The sequence below is a fragment of the Knoellia sp. p5-6-4 genome (genome assembly GCF_029222705.1).
In the GTDB taxonomy this organism is placed as follows: Bacteria; Actinomycetota; Actinomycetes; order Actinomycetales; family Dermatophilaceae; genus Pedococcus_A.
Genome location: NZ_JARGZF010000001.1, coordinates 1,414,119 through 1,430,140 on the forward strand (window position 1 = coordinate 1,414,119; position 16,022 = coordinate 1,430,140).

Here is a 16,022-nt window from a genome sequence, read left to right on the forward strand (position 1 = left end):
TCCTCCTCCGTCTTCACGCCCTCAGTCACGCGGCCACCTCCTCGGCGCCGCGCTGCGACTCGACGATCTCGACGTAGGTGGGGCAGGTCGCGAGCAGGTCGTCGTGGCGCCCCGACCCGACCACCCTTCCGCCGTCGAGCACCACGATGTGGTCGGCGTCGACGATGGTCGACACCCGCTGGGCGACGACGATGACGGCGGCGTCACGGGTGACCGGGCGCAGGGCAGACCGCAGCCGGGCGTCGGTGGCCAGGTCGAGCGCGGAGAACGCGTCGTCGAAGAGGTAGACGTCGGGCTTGGCGACGATGGCTCGCGCGATGGCCAGCCGCTGGCGCTGCCCGCCCGAGACGTTGGTGCCACCCTGCGCGATCGGGGCATCGAGACCGCCGGGCATCGCCCGCACGAAGTCGTCGGCCTGCGCGACCCGCAGGGCCTCCCAGAGCTGGTCGTCGGTCGCCTCGGCGTCTCCGTAGCGCAGGTTGCTGGCCACGGTGCCGGTGAAGAGGTAGGGGCGCTGCGGCACCAGCCCGATGCGCGACCAGACGTCCTCCAGGCCGGCGTCGCGCACGTCGACGCCGGCGAGCCTGACCGAACCCGCGGTGGCGTCGTAGAGCCGGGGCACCAGCGAGACCAGCGTCGACTTGCCGGAGCCGGTGCTGCCGATGATCGCGGTGGTGTGGCCCGGCTCGGCCGTCAGCGAGACGCCCCGCAGGACGGGTGCGTCCGCGCCGGGGTAGGTGAACTCCACGTCGCGCAGCTCGACCGTGGTGCGGCCGCTCGGGAGGGCCACCGGGTGCTCCTTCTCGGCGACGCTGGAGGTCGTGGCGAGCACCTCGCCGATGCGTCCCGCCGAGACGGTCGCCCGCGGGAGCATCATCGACATGAAGGTCGCCATCATCACCGACATGAGGATCTGCATCAGGTAGGACATGAAGGCGGTCAGCTCGCCGATCTGCATCTCCCCCGAGGCGACCCGGCGCGAGCCGAACCACAGCACCGCGACGGTGGAGGCGTTGAAGACGAGCATCACGAGCGGGAAGGCGAGCGACATCAGCCGGCCGACCGCGAGCGCGGTACCGGTGTACTGCGTGTTGGCCGCACCGAACCGCTCCCGCTCGTGCTCCTCGCGCACGAAGGCGCGCACCACCCGGATGCCGGTGATCTGCTCGCGCAGGATGCGGTTGACCCAGTCGACCGACTCCTGCATCAGCCGGAACTGCGGCACCATCCGCCGGATGACCAGGCCCACGGAGAGGGCCAGCAGCGGCACGGCCACGGCCACCAGCCACGAGAGGCCGACGTCCTCGCGCAGGGCCATCACCACGCCGCCGACCATCATGATCGGGGCGGACACCATGAACGCCAGGCCCATGAAGACAGCCTGCTGCACCTGCGTGACGTCGTTGGTGTTGCGCGAGATCAGGGTCGGCGCACCGAAGCGCGAGACCTCCTGGGCGGAGAGCTCGGTGACGCGGGCGAACACCGAGCCACGCAGGTCGCGCCCCAGTCCCGCCGCCGACCGCGCCCCGAGGTAGGTCGCCCCGACGGTCGCGGCGATCTGCACCAGCGAGATGGCCAGCATCCACGAACCGGCCGTCACGATGTAGCCGGGGTCGCCCTTGGCCACGCCCTCGTCGATGATCTGGCCGTTGAGGCTGGGCAGGTAGAGCGAGGCCATCGTGCCCACCAGCTGCAGGACCACGAGGACCGCGACGAGGTTGCCGTAGGGGCGCAGGTGCTCGCGGACCAGGCGGACGAGGGTCACCCGGTCAGGTTAGGCGAGGCCTGACGGGGACTCGACCGGTTATGCCGTGGGCGAATCCGGAGGCCCGACGAGCATGCCGTCGGCGACCAGCTCACGGATGACGGGGATGGCGGAGGCCCGCAGCTCCTCGTCGGAGACCCCGAGGAGCGAGGCGATGGCGGTCAGCGCCTGTCCCGCCGTCAGCTCGCCGTCGCAGACGCTCGCGAAGGCGGCCATCGCCGTGTCGAGCCGCACCGTCCGCCCCAGCCCGCCGCCCTGACGGAGCAGGATGACGCTGGGGTCGTCGGCCCCCGGACGCCCGTGCCGTTCCTCGGTGACGTCGGGCGCGCACGTCCAGGCCACCGCGAGCAGGTCGTCGTCGCTGTGCTCCGCGAGCCAGGTGCGCGCCCGCAGGCCCTCCAGGACCGCCGGGCCCATGGGTGTGGCCACCCGCCCGGTCGCCTGCTCCAGGTGCACGAACGGCTCGCGCTGCGTGGCCGGGCGCTGCAGGGTGATCACCCCGAAACCGATCGCCGTGACGCCCCGGGAGGCGAAGTCGTCCAGCCACGCGGCATACATCGCCGCGAACTCCGCCGTCGCACTGTGGTGCCCGCCGTCGCGGGCCCAGGTCTCGGCATACTGCGCCGGGTCCTGCAGCTCGCGCTGCACCACCCAGGCGTCGAGCCCCGTCTCGGACACCCAGCCGCGGACCCGCTCGCGCCAGTCGGCGTCGCCGACGATCTCCCAGTTGCCGAGGAACTGCGCGATGCCACCGGGCTCGAGGTGCTCGCCGATCGAGCGGACCAGGCCCGATACGACGGCGTCGCCCGAGGCGCCACCGTCGCGGTACTCGAAGAGGGGCACGCCCGCACGGCGCGGCGTGATCACGAACGGCGGGTTGCTGACGATGAGGCCGAACCGCTCCCCTGCGAGGGGGTCCAGCATCGAACCGGCCCGCAGCTCCCACTCGACCTCGTTGAGCAGGGCGTTGAACCGGGCGTAGGCCAAGGCCCGCTCGGAGATGTCGGTCGCGGTGATGTGCCGGGCGTGGGCACCGAGGTGGAGGGCCTGCACGCCGCAGCCCGTGCCGAGGTCGAGGGCGCGCTCGATCTCGGGTCGAGGCGTCCACGAGGCCAGCGTGGTGGAGGCGCCACCGATGCCGAGGACGTGGTCCTCGCGCAGCGGCTGGCGGGTCGCGATCTCGGAGAGGTCGGACGCCACCCACCACTCGTGGTGCTCGTCGCCGTAGGGGCGCAGGTCGCAGGTGGCGACGACGCCCGGCCCCTGCAGCGTGACCAGGCCGAGGTCGAGGGCGCCGGTGACACCCAGGGTGGGCAGCGCCGCCCCGGCCTCGGCCTCGTCGACGGCGTCGCCGAGCGTGAACAGCCGCACCAGGGTGGCCACGGGCGTGTCGGCCTCGGCGGTGACCCGCTGCGCGGGCAGGGTCTGCTCCCGGTCGAGCGCCGCGCCGGCCAGCGGGCCGAGCAGGGCGGCCACGCCGTCGACGGTGTAGCCCGAGGAGCGCAGGTCGGCGCGCAGGCGGCCGACGAGGTCCGCGTCGGGGCGCGGCGGGGCGGTGGTCGAGGTGCTCACCCGTCTGCTCAACCGTCCAGGAACCCGCCGAGGTTGAACCCGCCGCCGCCCTGGGCCGAGGCGGGCGAGCCCATCCACTCGCTGGGCTGCACGACCACGAAGCCCGGTCCCTGGAAGGCGTACTGGAACGCCTCACCCGAGCCGCCGCGCAGCATCGACCGGACGTTCATGCTCGAGACCAGCTGGGGCACGAGGTTGGCCGACCAGGCGACGCATGCCTCGACGTCGACGTAGGTGGGCTGCGTGCTGCAGTCGAGGACGACCGGTTGCCCCACGGCCGTGATGGCCGCGGTGCCGGTGCCCTGCAGCGTCGTGTTGAACAGGCCGCCGCTCGCCATGCCGGCGCCCTGCACCCGCTTGATGTCCCAGTCGATGCCGGAGTCGAAGGCCAGCAGGTTCCGCGCGTTGACCGACAGCCCGTCGCCGGTGAGGTCGACGAGGAAGACGTAGCCGGCCGCCGCCGCGAAGAACACGTCGCCGGTGCCGGACACGCGCATGAGCGAGACGTCCTCGCCGGAGACGACCTTCTTCAGCAGCTTGCCCATCGAGCCGGACTTCTCGTGGTCGAAGCGGATCGCCCCCTGGTAGGCCACCATCGCACCCTTGACGGCGAGGACGTCGCCGCCGAGGTGCACGCGCAGCATCTGGGGGTTCTGCAGCGCGAACCGCTGGTCCGCCTGGACCTCGAGGTTGGCCTGCTCGAAGAGGGCACTGTGCATGCGCACAGGGTATGCCGCCGTGCCCGAGGCGGCCGGGCGGCATACCGCTGGGGACGAACGACGGCGGCCGGCGTCACCACGAGGTGACGCCGGCCGCCGGCTGGGTGCGCGGGAGGTCAGTTGCGCAGGTGCTCCTCCTCGAGCTCGCTGCCGCGTGTCTCGTCGCCCTCGGTGACGTTGCCGCGGCCGGGCACATGGGCGTGCGCGTGCGCGACGGCGGCTTCCTCCTCCCCGAGCTGCTCGGGGGACTCGCCACCGATCGCGAGGTCACGGGACTTGGAGACCGCGACCGCGCCGATCACCACGGCCAGGGCGGCACCGGCGATGCCGTAGCGCAGCACCGGGTTCTCCCCCGCGCCGATGCTCAGCGTGATGATGGCGGGGGCCACGAGCACCGACACCAGGTTCATCACCTTGATGAGCGGGTTGATGGCAGGACCGGCCGTGTCCTTGAACGGGTCGCCGACGGTGTCGCCGATGACGGTCGCGGCGTGGGCCTCGCTGCCCTTGCCGCCGTGGTGGCCGTCCTCGACGATCTTCTTGGCGTTGTCCCACGAGCCGCCCGAGTTGGCGAGGAAGACCGCCATGAGGGCACCGGCGCCGATGGCGCCGGCCAGGAAGCCGGCGAGGGCTCCGATGCCGAGGCCGAAGCCGACCGCGACCGGCATGAGCGCGGCCAGCAGGCCCGGGGTGGCGAGCTCGCGCAGCGAGTCCTTGGTGCAGATGTCGACGACCTTGCCGTACTCCGGCTTGGTCGTGCCCTCCATGATCCCGGGGATCTCGCGGAACTGGCGGCGCACCTCGAAGACGATGGCGCCGGCCGCCCGGGTGACGGCGTTGATCGCCAGGCCCGAGAAGAGGAACACCACGGCGGCACCGAGGATCAGCCCGACCAGCGTGGCGGGCGAGGTGACCAGCGCGGCGGCGTCGTTGACGAAGTCGATCGCCTCCTCCTGGGTCACGTCGCCGGGCTCGATGGCGCGGAACGCGCTCTGCCAGGCCTCGGTGTAGGAGCCGAACAGGGCGGTGGCGGCCAGCACGGCCGTCGCGATCGCGATGCCCTTGGTGATCGCCTTGGTCGTGTTGCCGACCGCGTCGAGGTCCGTGAGGATCTGGGCGCCTTCCTCGTCGACGTCGCCCGACATCTCGGCGATGCCCTGCGCGTTGTCGGAGACCGGGCCGAAGGTGTCCATGGCGACGATCACCCCGACCGTCGTCAGCAGGCCACACCCGGCCAGCGCGATGAGGAACAGCGACAGCGCCACCGATCCCCCACCGAGCAGGAACGCGAGGTAGACCGCGCCACCGATGATGGCCGCGGTGTAGACGGCGGACTCGAGGCCGACACCGATGCCTGAGAGCACCACCGTGGCGGCCCCGGTGAGCGAGGTGCGGGCGACGTCCCTGGTCGGACGCTTGTCGGTGCCGGTGAAGTGGCCGGTCAGCCAGAGGATGATCCCGGCCAGGACGATGCCGATCACCACCGCGAGCACAGCGATGACGCGCGGGTCGCCGTCGAGGCCGAGGACCTCCTGGTTCTCCGTGCCGAGGTCGGCGAACGACGACGGCAGGTAGATGAAGGCGGCGACGGCCGACAGGACCGCCGAGATGAGGGCCGAGATGTAGAAGCCGCGGTTGATGGCCGTCAGGGCGTTCTCGCCCGGCTTCACGCGGGTGATGAACACGCCGATGAGGGCCGTGACGGCACCGATCGCCGGGACGAGGAGGGGGAAGACCAGGCCGTACTCGCCGAAGGCGACGGAGCCGAGGATGAGGGCGGCCACCAGCATCACGGCATACGACTCGAACAGGTCGGCGGCCATGCCGGCGCAGTCACCGACGTTGTCGCCGACGTTGTCGGCGATCGTCGCGGCGTTGCGCGGGTCGTCCTCGGGGATGCCCGCCTCGACCTTGCCGACGAGGTCGGCGCCGACGTCTGCGGCCTTGGTGAAGATGCCGCCGCCGACCCGCATGAACATGGCGAGCAGCGCGGCGCCGAAGCCGAAGCCCTCGAGCACCTTGGGTGCGTCACCTTCGTAGAGCAGCACCACGATGGAGGCGCCGAGCAGGCCGAGGCCGACGGTCGCCATGCCGACCACACCACCGGTGCGGAAGGCGATCCGCATACCGAGGTCGCGGTCGCCATGCCGGGCGGCGGAGGCGACGCGGACGTTGGCCTTCACGGCCAGGCTCATGCCGAGGTAGCCGATGGCAGCCGAGAACAGGGCGCCCACGATGAAGAAGCCCGAGCGGCCCCACCGCACCCCCGCGGTGTCGGCCGGAAGCAGGAGCAGCAGGCCGAACACGAGGACGACGAAGATTCCGAGCGTCTTGAACTGCCGCGCCAGGTAGGCCTGCGCCCCCTCCTCGACGGCCGCACCGATGTTCTGCATCTTCTCGGTGCCGGGGTCGGCGGCGAGCACCTGCCGCCGGAAGAAGACGCCCATGGCCAGGGCGATCACCGCGATGACGGCGACCACGATGACCAGGGTGAGATTGTTGCCGGTCAGCGACAGATCAGCCGCTGCGGCGGACGCGAGGCCCGACATTCCATCCTCCTTGATGGGTGGCATGACGCCGTCCCCCTGGGCGCGCCACAACAGCGGCACTGAGACGGTTGTGGCGACAGTAATGCACATCACAACCGCGTGGAGGTGCTGTGAGGACCTTCACACCGGCGTTTTGCGGGAGTTCACGGGGCTTTCGTTGCAAGCGACCCGTGGCCGCGAGGTCGCCCGTCAGGCTTTGGCGGCCGCCTGCGCCAAGTCGACCGAGTCGTAGATGTGGAACACCTTGTCGAGGCCGGTGATCTTGAAGACCTTGAGGATGCGGTCCTGGCTGCTGACGATGCGCAGCGTGCCGTTCTGCCCGCGGACGAGCTTCAGGCGCCCGACGAGGACCCCGAGTCCGGTCGAGTCCATGAAGGTGACGTCTTCGAGGTCGACGATCAGGTCGGTGCGGCCCGCCGCGACCTGCCGGTCGAGCGCCTCGCGGAGCAGCGGGGCGGTGTAGACGTCGATCTCGCCGCCGACATGGACGACGGTCAGCGCGCCATGCTCGCTGGTGGAGACCGAAAGGTCCACGGGCGCACCCCTTCTTCTCGCGGGTTTCCTGGGCAGAACGCCATGGCGTGCTGCCTGTGTGTCCGGTTTACCGTATCGGCAATGTCCAGCACTGAAGAACAGCGGATATCCGACGCGCCGTTCGACCCCGCCGCCGCGCTGGCCCGGCTGGCCTCGGGGAGCCGCGCCGGGCGGCTGCTGCACGTCCACGAGGTGCCCGCCCGCCAGGCCCGGCGCGCGGAGTGGCCCGACTGGGTGCACCCCGCGGTGTATGCCGCGTTCGCCAGCTCCGGGATCACCTCCCCGTGGTCGCACCAGGCCGAGGCCGCCGACCTCGCGTGGCGCGGCCAGCACGTGGTGATGGCCACCGGCACCGCCTCGGGCAAGAGCCTGGGCTACCTGGCCCCCGTCCTCTCCTCGCTGGTAGCCGGCGCGAGCGCACCGAGCGGGCGGGGCGCGACCGCGCTGTACCTCTCGCCGACCAAGGCCCTCGCCGCCGACCAGGTGGCCCGGCTGCAGTCGCTGGCGATTCCCGGGCTGCGGGCGGCCACCTATGACGGCGACACCCCGCAGGAGGAGCGCCGGTGGATCCGCGAGCACGCGCACCTCGTGCTGACCAACCCCGACCTCGTCCACCACTCGCTGCTGCCGCAGCACCAGCGCTGGGCGCCGTTCCTGCGCGCGCTGCGCTACGTCGTCATCGACGAGTGCCACGTCTACCGGGGCGTGTTCGGCTCGCACCTCGCCGCCCTGCTCCGCCGGCTGCGGCGGGTGGCGGCCCGCTACGGCGCAGCGCCCACGTTCGTGCTGGCCTCGGCCACGGTGCGTGACCCCGCCGTGCACGCCGAGCGCCTGACCGGGCTGCCGGTGCAGCCGGTCGAGCAGGACGGCTCGCCCCGCGCGGCGATGACCTTCGGGCTGTGGGAGCCCGCCGAGCTGCCCGGGCGCTCCAGTGCGCCCGAGCCCGGCGAGTCGGGGGACGCAGGTGACTCCGGGCAGCGCGGTGGGGACGGCGTCGCGGATGCCTCGGGGGGCAGCGCCGTGGACGCCTCGGGCGAGACGCCTGTGCGGCGCAGCGCCACCAGTGAGGCCGCCGACCTCCTCGCGGACCTGGTGGCCGCCGGGGTGCAGACCGTCGCCTTCGCCCGGTCGCGGGCCGGTGTGGAGGCACTCTCCGCGAGTGCGCGGCGGTCGCTGGCGGAGGTGTCGCCGCTGCTGGAGGGCGCCGTGGCGGCATACCGGGGCGGTTACCTGCCCGAGGAGCGCCGCATCTTGGAGCGGGCGCTGCGCGAGGGGTCGCTGGTGGGACTGGCCGCGACCAACGCCCTCGAGCTCGGCATCGACATCAGCGGTCTCGACGCCGTGCTGCTGGCCGGCTGGCCGGGCACTCGGGCGTCGCTGTGGCAGCAGGCCGGGCGGGCCGGGCGCGCCGGCACCCGGTCTCTCGCCGTGCTCGTGGCAGCCGACGACCCCCTCGACACCTACCTGGTGCACCACCCCGAATCGCTCTTCGGGCAGTCGGTGGAGGCCACCGTGATGGACCCGGAGAACCCGCACGTGCTCGCGCCGCACCTGGCCGCGGCCGCTGCCGAGCTGCCCCTCACCGAGGCGGACCTGCCGCTGTTCGGCCGGGACGCACCGGCGCTCGTGGAGGCCCTCGTCGCGCGGGGCATCCTGCGGCGGCGCCCGACCGGCTGGTACTGGGCACGCACCGACCGGGCGAGCGACCACGTGTCGCTGCGAGGGTCGGGCGAGGTGGTCGGCATCGTCGAGCGCCGCACCGGCCGGGTGCTCGGCACCATCGACGAGGCCTCCGCCCACACGCAGGTGCACACGGGGGCCGTCCACGTCCACCAGGGCGAGACCTACGTCGTCACCGACCTCGACCTCGAGGACAGAACGGCGTGCGTGGTGCGCGGCGACCCCGGCTGGAGCACGTTCGCGCAGTCCGTCAGCGCCTTCGACATCGTGGCCACCGAGCGAACCGTGGCCTGGGGCCCGGTGACGGTGTCGTTCGGCCCGGTGAAGGTGCACACGCAGGTCACCTCCTTCCTGCGGCGCCTGCCCAGCGGCGAGGTCATCGGCACCCACCCGCTGGAGCTGCCTCGGCGCACGCTGGCCACCAAGGCGGTGTGGTGGACCATGCCGGTCGACGCGCTCGCGCAGGGGGGTGTCGACGAGACCGCCATCCCGGGAGCCGCCCACGCGGCCGAGCACGCAGCCATCGGCATGCTCCCGCTGGTGGCGACCTCCGACCGCTGGGACATCGGCGGCGTCTCCACGGCGCTGCACCCCGACACCGGGCTGCCGACCGTGCTCATCTACGACGGGCACCCGGGCGGCGCAGGGTTCGCCGAGCGCGGCTTCGAGGCGCTCCGCACCTGGCTCTCGGCGACCCGTGACGCCATCGCCGCCTGCGGCTGCGAGCGGGGCTGTCCCGCGTGCGTGCAGTCGCCGAAGTGCGGCAACGGCAACGACCCCCTCGACAAGGCCGGGGCGGTGGCCCTCCTCTCCATGGTGCTGCGATGGGGTGAGGCTGCGGACTCTCGAAAGGCGCAGGCAGCGGCCGGGGGCTAATGTCAGGAGATGGGCAAGGACGCACGGTGCGTCCCCCAGACGACGGAGGTAACCGACCGTGATCGTGCTCGGACTCATTCTCATCGTCCTGGCAGTGGCCGCTGGGGTCCTGCTGTTCATGGCGACGGCACCACTCACCGACCCGGTGGAGCTCGAGGCGCTCGGCGTGAAGGCCGAGGTGCTGCCGCTCGCGCTGCTCATCGCCGGGGCCGCCGTCCTGCTCCTGCTCTGGCTCGGCCTGGTCATGATCCGCGGGAGCGTCCGCCGCAAGGCCCGGCGTCGACGCGAGACCAAGGAGCTCGAGCGCCAGGCCCAGGCCGACGCCGAGGCCCGTCGGAACGCGGAGGCAAGAGCTGCGGAGGCCGGGACCGCCACCCCCGTGCCCGCCCGCTTCGCCGACACCCGCGAGCGCCCTGGCGACGGCTGGGCCGACGACACCCCTCCCGGCCGGCACGCCGCCGCGCCCGCCGCCGCCTCGTCCACGACCCGCGCAGACTCGCGGGACACCACCGCGGAGCTGCCGACGGCGAAGGATCCTGACGCGCCCACCACGGCGGACCGCGTCATGGGTCGCGACGACCGCGAGCCGCACCGCGCCTGACCCTGTTCACGGCCCGGGCGGGACCACCGGCCCCGCCCGGGCGTGAGCATGCGCAGGACCGAGCCGCAGCGCGGGCAGGGGCGTCCGGGTGGGAGCAGTGACCGCGAGGGAGACGGTGCCGTCGGGGTCTGCCCGGCACCACCGGAGCTCGCAGCCGTTGGCGCGGGCGATCTCGCGGGCGCGGCTGCAGGCGGAGTCGGCGGAGGCGACCCGCTGGTGGACCGACGCTGCGGCGAGCACCGCGAGGTCAGCCCCGGCACGCGCCCGGTGCGCAGCGTGCACCGCACCCACGAATGCCAGGCCCCCGACGAGGCAGGCAAGCAGCGCGCCGACCGCTGCCACCGCCAGCACCGTGGCGGCTCCCCGCTCCCGTTGACCGCGGGCCCTGTCCCTCAGGGTCGGGCTCGTGCCCTCGGCACCTCCCCTGCCCACGGCGCCTCCCCTGCTCATGGCGTCTCCCCCGGCCAGGGACCGGCGTCGGCGAGCGCGTCCTCGCGGACGGCCACCGCGTCCGCTGACGGCCGGACCTCGAGCCCCAGCAGGCGCAGGCCGGCCACGGGCGGGGCGACCACGACCACCGACACCTCCCCGCCCCGGGTGGTGACCCGGATGCCGGCCCCACGCGGAGCGAGATGACGCCCCGCGTCGACAGCCCGCTGGGGCGGTTCCCCGCGCGCCGCAAGGCGGGCGACGGCCCGTGCCGCGTCGACGCAGCGCACCTGGTCGACCCCGGCGGACAGGGCAGCCAGGCCCAGGCCGAGCACCACCAGCACGCTCGGCATGGCGACGGCCAGCTCGGCCGTCGCCATGCCCCGGTCGCGGCCTACGACCCGATCCCGAGCGCCGAGGTGATGACGCCGGCGAGGGCGGACTTCACCGGCCCCGACTTCACCACCGCGAGCAGCACCGCCGCGAACGCCACCGCCGCCAGGGTGCCGACGGCGTACTCCGCCGTGGTCATCCCCGCCGCGCCGGTCGCCCGTACCGCGCGCACCCTCCGCCGCAGGCCCTCCATCCGTCGTGTCATGGTCTTCTCCTTTCCGCCGGCACCCTGCCGGCACCAACCCGGCCCTCATGGGCCGAGAACCGTGTGGGCGAGCGCCAGCACCACCGGCACGACCGCGGTGCAGGCGAAGGCCGGGAGGAAGGCGAGCCCCAGCGGCAGCACGAGCCGCACCCCCGCGCGTCCGGCGGCGGCCTGCAGCCGCCTGTCCTCCCGCTCCCGGATCCGCCAGGCCGCCTCCTCGACGAGCTGCGCGGGCGCCGCCCCGGACCGCTCGGCGACCTCCCACGCCAGCGCCGCCGGACGCCAGGCGGCCGGGACGTAGGCCCAGGCCTCGAGTGCCGACTGCCCCCACCTGAGCGCGGCCGCCACCGAGCCGAGGTGGGCCGCGACCTCGCCCTCGCTGGCCTGCGCGACCCGCTCGAGCGCCTCGCGTTGACCCATCCCGGAGCGCAGCGCCAGGGACAGGAGCACCAGCGCGTCAGCGACGGCGTGCACCGTGGCCGGTGTGCCGGCCGGCGGTCCCTCGCGCCGTGGCTCCTGGTTGCCCCGGCGCGGTGGCGACGCCGAGCGGGACGGCCAGGCCAGGACTGCAAGGGTGGCCAGCACCACGAGCAGGCCGGTGCTCACGGGGTCACCGGCTGCGCCGTGACGGCACCTGGGCGCAGCGCTCGCCGCAGGATCGCCCGGCTCCACAACCAGCCGGTCACGCCCAGCGCCCCACCCGCCAGCAGGCAGAGGGCCGACCCGGTGGAGCGGCCGTAGAGGTCGACCGGGGTGAGACCGAAGAGCAGCCCGACCACCGGACCCGACGCCGGCAGCAGCGCGAGCAGCCCCATCGACGCCCGAGCGCCCGCAGTCGCGGCGTCAAGAGTGCGTTGCGCCGCCTGGCGGGCTCGCACGCTCCGCGCCGCTGTCGCCAGCGCCACCGAGAGCGGCACGCCGGTCTGCTCGCTGAGCGTCCACGAGCGGGCCACGAACTGCAGGTCCGGCGAGCCTGAGGCCGACGCCGCGTCGTTCCAGACCTTCCCCAGCGATCTGCCCGCGCTCGCCGCTGCTGACAGGTCACCGACCAGGCTGCCGAGGCGGCGGCCCCCAGCGGACAGTTCGCCCGCGGCCATGGCCCGACCGGCCACCTCGACGGCAGCGCCGACGCTGGTGCCGGCCCGCAGGGGCGGCACCAGCAGCTCGAGGAGGTCTGCGAGCTCGTCGAGGCCGGCCCCGGCCCGGCGCCTGCCGAAGGGCGCGTCGACCCGGAGCCGATCGAGCCAGGTCCGCAACCCGGTGGCATCCCCGTCCGCGCGAGCGCCGTCGAGCCCGAGGGATCGGCGGGCACCGGCGGTCATCATTGCTGCGGGCCGACTCGGCCAGAGCAGGACCGCGACCGAGGCCGCGAGCGCCAGCAGGGTCATGACGGCAGTCCCAACAGGGCGGCCAGACGAGGCCAGCCGGGACCTCGCACGGCACCGGAGGCCGTGCGGGCGCAGTCGAGGGCGAGAGCCACCTCGAGTCCGCTGCCGGTCCGGAGCACCGAGAGCGAGGCGACCCGCCGGACGGCACGGTCCCGGCGCAGGTGCACCACGACCTGGACGGCGCTGGAGAGCTGCGCCTGCACCGCCTCGCGGCCGAGCCCGGCCAGCGCGCCGAGCGCCTCGAACCGGGGCACCACGTCTGCAGCGCTGTTGGCGTGCACCGTGCCGCCCCCGCCGTCGTGGCCGGTGTTGAGGGCAGCGAGGAGCTCGCGCACCTCGGCGCCGCGCACCTCGCCGACGACCAGCCGGTCCGGTCGCATCCGCAGTGCCTGCCGCACCAGGTCGACCAGCGTCACCTCGCCGGCTCCCTCGACGTTGGCCGAACGCGACTGCAGCCGCACCACGTGCGGGTGCTCCACCGCCAGCTCACGGACGTCCTCGACCAGGACGAGACGCTCGTCGGCGCAGGCCTCGGCCAGCAGGGCTCCGAGCAGCGTCGTCTTGCCGCTGCCGGTGCCACCGGTCACGAGGAACGACACACGGCGCTCGACCAGCCGCCGGAGCAGCCGACCGGTCGGCTCGTCGAACATCTGCGCGGACTCCAGGTCGTCGAGACGCCGCAGCGACCGTCGCGGCACCCGCAGGCTGAGGTGGGCGCCTCCGTCGACCAGCGGCGGGAGCACGGCGTGCAGGCGGACCCCACCGGGAAGCAGCCCGTCGACCCACGGCTGGCTCTCGTCCAGTCGCCGCCCCGCCTGACCAGCCAGCCGCACCGCCAGCATCCGCGCGGCCTCCGCCCCCAGCAGGTCGCCCGGGGCACGCTCCAGGCCGGTGCCGCGGTCGAGCCACACGGCACCGTCACCGTTGACGAGCACATCGGTCACGAGCGGGTCCTCGAGGTGGGGCTCGAGCGGACCGGCGCCGAGCAGCGCGGCGCCGAGGGCGGCCCTCACCTCGCCCGCCCCCGCCCGGCCCAGGCGGAGGGCCTCCGCGGCGACCAGGTCGTCGAGCTCTGCGGGCGCCGGTGGCCGGCCCTGGAGAATGGCCTGCCGAATGCCGGTTTCCAGCCCCATCAGGCGGCCCGCCGGTGGTGTGCCATGCGCTCGAGCAGGCGCCCGCTCAGCGACGCCAGCCCGGAGCGCGGCCCCTCGCCCGGGGCCCGCCCGCGTTCGGCGTCGAGGACGACGCGGCGGTCGTCGCGCCAGCAGCCCGCCAGCGCAAGGCCGAGGTGGTCGGCCAGCGCGGTCGCCAGGCCGCGACTGCGCGAGCCTCCTCGGACGACCAGCAGGACGGCGCCGTCCGGGAGTCGGGCCGCCAGGCGGGTCCGCGCCGCCACCGCGTCAGCCAGGTGGCGCGGGGTCGACCCCACGAGCAGCAGGACCGCATCGCACGCATCGAGCAGGGGCTCCGTGGCACCGTCGCCGCCCGGCTCCGCGCCCGCGCCCGCAAGGTCGACCACCACCAGACCGGCCACGGCGCGCACCGCCTGGACGACGCTCGAGACCACCCCCTGCGGCGGGGGCGCGCCGGGAGCCGCGGCGAGCACCCGCGCCCCGCCAGCGCACCGCGGCAGCTCGGCCACCAGGTCCGCTCCGCACACCTCGCCTCGCACGCCCGCCAGGTCGGGCCATCGCAGCCCGGGCTGGTGCTCCACGCAGGCCGTCGTGTCGAGTCCCCCGCCGCCGAGTGCCCCGTCGACGGCCACAGCGGCTGGCAGACCGGAGGCCGCGAGCTCGCGGGTGGCCGCCACGGCGAGCGCCGCGGCGAGCGTCGAGGCGCCGAGGCCCCCGGACGCACCGAGGACGCCGAGGACCGGGGTGGCAGCGGCGAGGGTGGGCATGCGGCAAGCGTTGGCCCAGCCGCGAGCCCGGACCAGGCCCGCTCACCTGCCTGTGCACCGTGTGACGACGGGGGCCCCGCTGTGGACAGGCGGCCGCACGGTCCAACCCGGCCACCCGGCTCATCCACGCCACATGGCCAACCGTGCCGGAAAAGGGGACGGCCCCGGTCGGGGGGACAACCGGGGCCGTCGACGCGCCAAGCTCCGGGGGGGAGGAGCTGGTGCGCCGGCTCGCTCGACCCCGCGAGGGGGAGCGAGCACTGCAATGGTGGACCTTTACCTCTCGGATAGCAACTCTTGGGGCGAGTTTCACCCAAAAGACCGCGAAACACATGAGATGGCACCCCGCCTGAACGGGGTGCCATCGGCCGCGAGCCGGCTCGGGTTACCAAGCGTGCAGTCACGATGTCGCATCGGGACAAGCCCGCCACGACCGGTCCATCAGTGGACTTCCCGCACGTGGGTGCCCTGCAGGCTCACGGTGGTCCATGTACGTCCTGTGTACCCCACCCGCGCGCCAAACGTAAGGCTTGACATTTGCGCCCTGACGGTCGCAGCGGGCCCGTCAGCGCAGTCGGCCGGCGCGCACCGCGTCGCAGATGCGCACGCCTTCCGCGGCGCCCGCGACGATGGCCTCGCAGCAGTGCGCGAGCCACAGCGCCACCCCTTCCGGGGACCCCGTCCCGTATGCCGCGAGGGCGCCGAGGTAGGCGGGCCCGCCCTGCGCGCCGTGCCCGGCCTCGGACACCACCACGCCGGTGGGGTCGAGGCCGGTGGACTGGATGACCGCCCGTTCCATGGCACGCGCGACGGCGCCGTTGCCGCGGACGAAGGGGCGCACGTGGGCGATCTCCGCGTGCACGAGGGCGGCCACCACTACCGCCGGCGCCTTGTCTCCTGCGAGCAGCACCTCCACGAGGGTGGCCAGGCGCTCCTGCACCACGTCGGCGTCCGGGGCAGGTCCGAGGTCGACGAACTCGGCACACTCCTCGCCCGGCCGGCGGGGGCGCCCGAGCTGGTCGGGTGCGACCAGGCCGGAGGCCGCGGCCACGTGCAGGCGGGCGAGCGCCTGGAGGGGGGCGGTGCGCAGCATGGCGCCCAGCCGCTCCGTCTCAGCAGTGGCCTGGACCACCCCGCGGGCGACCTGCTCGACCGGGTCCGGGTCCGAGGGCCACTGCTGCGCGCCGCGCATGAGGTCGCGGACGATCTCCACCGAGAGGTTCGCGCCCTCGAGCGCCGCACTGGCGTGGGCGCCGCGCACCCGGGACTCGGCCGCGGCCTCGGGGATGCGCCGGCGCAGGGCCTCGTGCCAGCGCAGCTTCGTGCACGCCTCGCGCGCGGCGTCGGTCTGCTCGGGCACCCCCGGGAGGGTGGCGAGCGCGTTGAGCGAGGAGACGACGTCAGGCACGGG

At 74.0% G+C, this 16,022-nt stretch carries 15 protein-coding genes; 2 read left to right on the plus strand and 13 right to left on the minus strand.

Translation table 11 applies throughout. From position 1 onward, the window contains the following. Positions 1-25 precede the first annotated feature (25 nt). The 5 genes from P2F65_RS06815 to P2F65_RS06835 all read right to left on the minus strand — a co-directional run bounded on the left by P2F65_RS06815 (position 26) and on the right by P2F65_RS06835 (position 7,139). The gene (locus P2F65_RS06815) at positions 26-1,765 is read right to left on the minus strand and encodes an ABC transporter ATP-binding protein (RefSeq protein WP_275805408.1); all 1,740 of its coding nucleotides are present in this window, start codon (positions 1,763-1,765) and stop codon (positions 26-28) included. A gap of 39 nt (positions 1,766-1,804) precedes the next feature. Further along, positions 1,805-3,337, minus strand: coding sequence for a class I SAM-dependent methyltransferase (locus tag P2F65_RS06820; RefSeq protein WP_275805410.1), 1,533 nt, complete (start codon positions 3,335-3,337; stop codon positions 1,805-1,807). Positions 3,338-3,345: 8 nt separating this feature from the next. Continuing rightward, the gene (locus P2F65_RS06825; protein WP_275805412.1) at positions 3,346-4,056 is read right to left on the minus strand and encodes an AIM24 family protein; all 711 of its coding nucleotides are present in this window, start codon (positions 4,054-4,056) and stop codon (positions 3,346-3,348) included. A 116-nt stretch (positions 4,057-4,172) separates the two neighbouring features. Then, complete coding sequence (locus P2F65_RS06830; RefSeq protein WP_275805414.1) at positions 4,173-6,605, minus strand: sodium-translocating pyrophosphatase; 2,433 nt, start codon at positions 6,603-6,605, stop codon at positions 4,173-4,175. Between the two features lie 189 nt (positions 6,606-6,794). Next, positions 6,795-7,139, minus strand: a complete 345-nt coding sequence (locus tag P2F65_RS06835) for an anti-sigma factor antagonist (protein WP_275805416.1) — start codon at positions 7,137-7,139, stop codon at positions 6,795-6,797. An 81-nt stretch (positions 7,140-7,220) separates the two neighbouring features. Between P2F65_RS06835 and P2F65_RS06840 the strand changes: the two genes are divergently transcribed. Together P2F65_RS06840 and P2F65_RS06845 are read left to right on the plus strand one after the other, a co-directional pair. Next, positions 7,221-9,695 (plus strand): DEAD/DEAH box helicase, encoded by a 2,475-nt coding sequence (locus tag P2F65_RS06840; protein WP_275805418.1) that lies wholly within the window; start codon positions 7,221-7,223, stop codon positions 9,693-9,695. A gap of 58 nt (positions 9,696-9,753) precedes the next feature. Next, positions 9,754-10,296, plus strand: a complete 543-nt coding sequence (locus P2F65_RS06845) for a hypothetical protein (protein ID WP_275805420.1) — start codon at positions 9,754-9,756, stop codon at positions 10,294-10,296. Positions 10,297-10,302: 6 nt separating this feature from the next. Here the strand turns inward: P2F65_RS06845 and P2F65_RS06850 are convergent, their stop codons facing one another. From P2F65_RS06850 to P2F65_RS06885, 8 genes are all read right to left on the minus strand, one after another. Then, entirely contained in the window at positions 10,303-10,746 is a 444-nt protein-coding gene (locus tag P2F65_RS06850) for an Rv3654c family TadE-like protein (RefSeq protein WP_275805422.1), read from the minus strand. Further along, the gene (locus P2F65_RS06855; RefSeq protein WP_275805424.1) at positions 10,743-11,105 is read right to left on the minus strand and encodes a TadE family type IV pilus minor pilin; all 363 of its coding nucleotides are present in this window, start codon (positions 11,103-11,105) and stop codon (positions 10,743-10,745) included. The genes P2F65_RS06850 and P2F65_RS06855 overlap by 4 nt, the downstream gene beginning before the upstream one ends. Before the next feature lie 14 nt (positions 11,106-11,119). Beyond that, the gene (locus tag P2F65_RS06860) at positions 11,120-11,323 is read right to left on the minus strand and encodes a DUF4244 domain-containing protein (protein WP_275805425.1); all 204 of its coding nucleotides are present in this window, start codon (positions 11,321-11,323) and stop codon (positions 11,120-11,122) included. A gap of 45 nt (positions 11,324-11,368) precedes the next feature. Beyond that, entirely contained in the window at positions 11,369-11,929 is a 561-nt protein-coding gene (locus tag P2F65_RS06865; protein WP_275805427.1) for a type II secretion system F family protein, read from the minus strand. Beyond that, positions 11,926-12,711: a hypothetical protein gene (locus tag P2F65_RS06870; RefSeq protein WP_275805429.1), complete on the minus strand. Its 786-nt coding sequence runs from the start codon at positions 12,709-12,711 to the stop codon at positions 11,926-11,928. Before P2F65_RS06870 ends, P2F65_RS06865 begins: the two co-directional genes overlap by 4 nt. Then, positions 12,708-13,844, minus strand: coding sequence for a TadA family conjugal transfer-associated ATPase (locus P2F65_RS06875; protein ID WP_275805432.1), 1,137 nt, complete (start codon positions 13,842-13,844; stop codon positions 12,708-12,710). The genes P2F65_RS06870 and P2F65_RS06875 overlap by 4 nt, the downstream gene beginning before the upstream one ends. Beyond that, on the minus strand, positions 13,844-14,611 hold the full coding sequence (locus tag P2F65_RS06880; protein WP_275805434.1) for a pilus assembly protein FlpE: 768 nt from the start codon (positions 14,609-14,611) through the stop codon (positions 13,844-13,846). Before P2F65_RS06880 ends, P2F65_RS06875 begins: the two co-directional genes overlap by 1 nt. Positions 14,612-15,176: 565 nt before the next feature. Continuing rightward, the gene (locus tag P2F65_RS06885) at positions 15,177-16,019 is read right to left on the minus strand and encodes a Fic family protein (RefSeq protein WP_275805436.1); all 843 of its coding nucleotides are present in this window, start codon (positions 16,017-16,019) and stop codon (positions 15,177-15,179) included. Positions 16,020-16,022 lie beyond the last annotated feature (3 nt).

Bases quoted from the DNA above. Each gene is read 5' to 3' on its own strand.
- P2F65_RS06825 (WP_275805412.1), bottom strand. From the start codon at position 4,056: ATGCACAGTGCCCTCTTCGAGCAGGCCAACCTCGAGGTCCAGGCGGAC.
- P2F65_RS06830 (WP_275805414.1), bottom strand. From the start codon at position 6,605: ATGTCGGGCCTCGCGTCCGCCGCAGCGGCTGATCTGTCGCTGACCGGC.
- P2F65_RS06840 (WP_275805418.1), top strand. From the start codon at position 7,221: ATGTCCAGCACTGAAGAACAGCGGATATCCGACGCGCCGTTCGACCCC.
- P2F65_RS06850 (WP_275805422.1), bottom strand. From the start codon at position 10,746: ATGAGCAGGGGAGGCGCCGTGGGCAGGGGAGGTGCCGAGGGCACGAGC.
- P2F65_RS06855 (WP_275805424.1), bottom strand. From the start codon at position 11,105: ATGGCGACGGCCGAGCTGGCCGTCGCCATGCCGAGCGTGCTGGTGGTG.
- P2F65_RS06860 (WP_275805425.1), bottom strand. From the start codon at position 11,323: ATGACACGACGGATGGAGGGCCTGCGGCGGAGGGTGCGCGCGGTACGG.
- P2F65_RS06870 (WP_275805429.1), bottom strand. From the start codon at position 12,711: ATGACCCTGCTGGCGCTCGCGGCCTCGGTCGCGGTCCTGCTCTGGCCG.
- P2F65_RS06875 (WP_275805432.1), bottom strand. From the start codon at position 13,844: ATGGGGCTGGAAACCGGCATTCGGCAGGCCATTCTCCAGGGCCGGCCA.
- P2F65_RS06880 (WP_275805434.1), bottom strand. From the start codon at position 14,611: ATGCCCACCCTCGCCGCTGCCACCCCGGTCCTCGGCGTCCTCGGTGCG.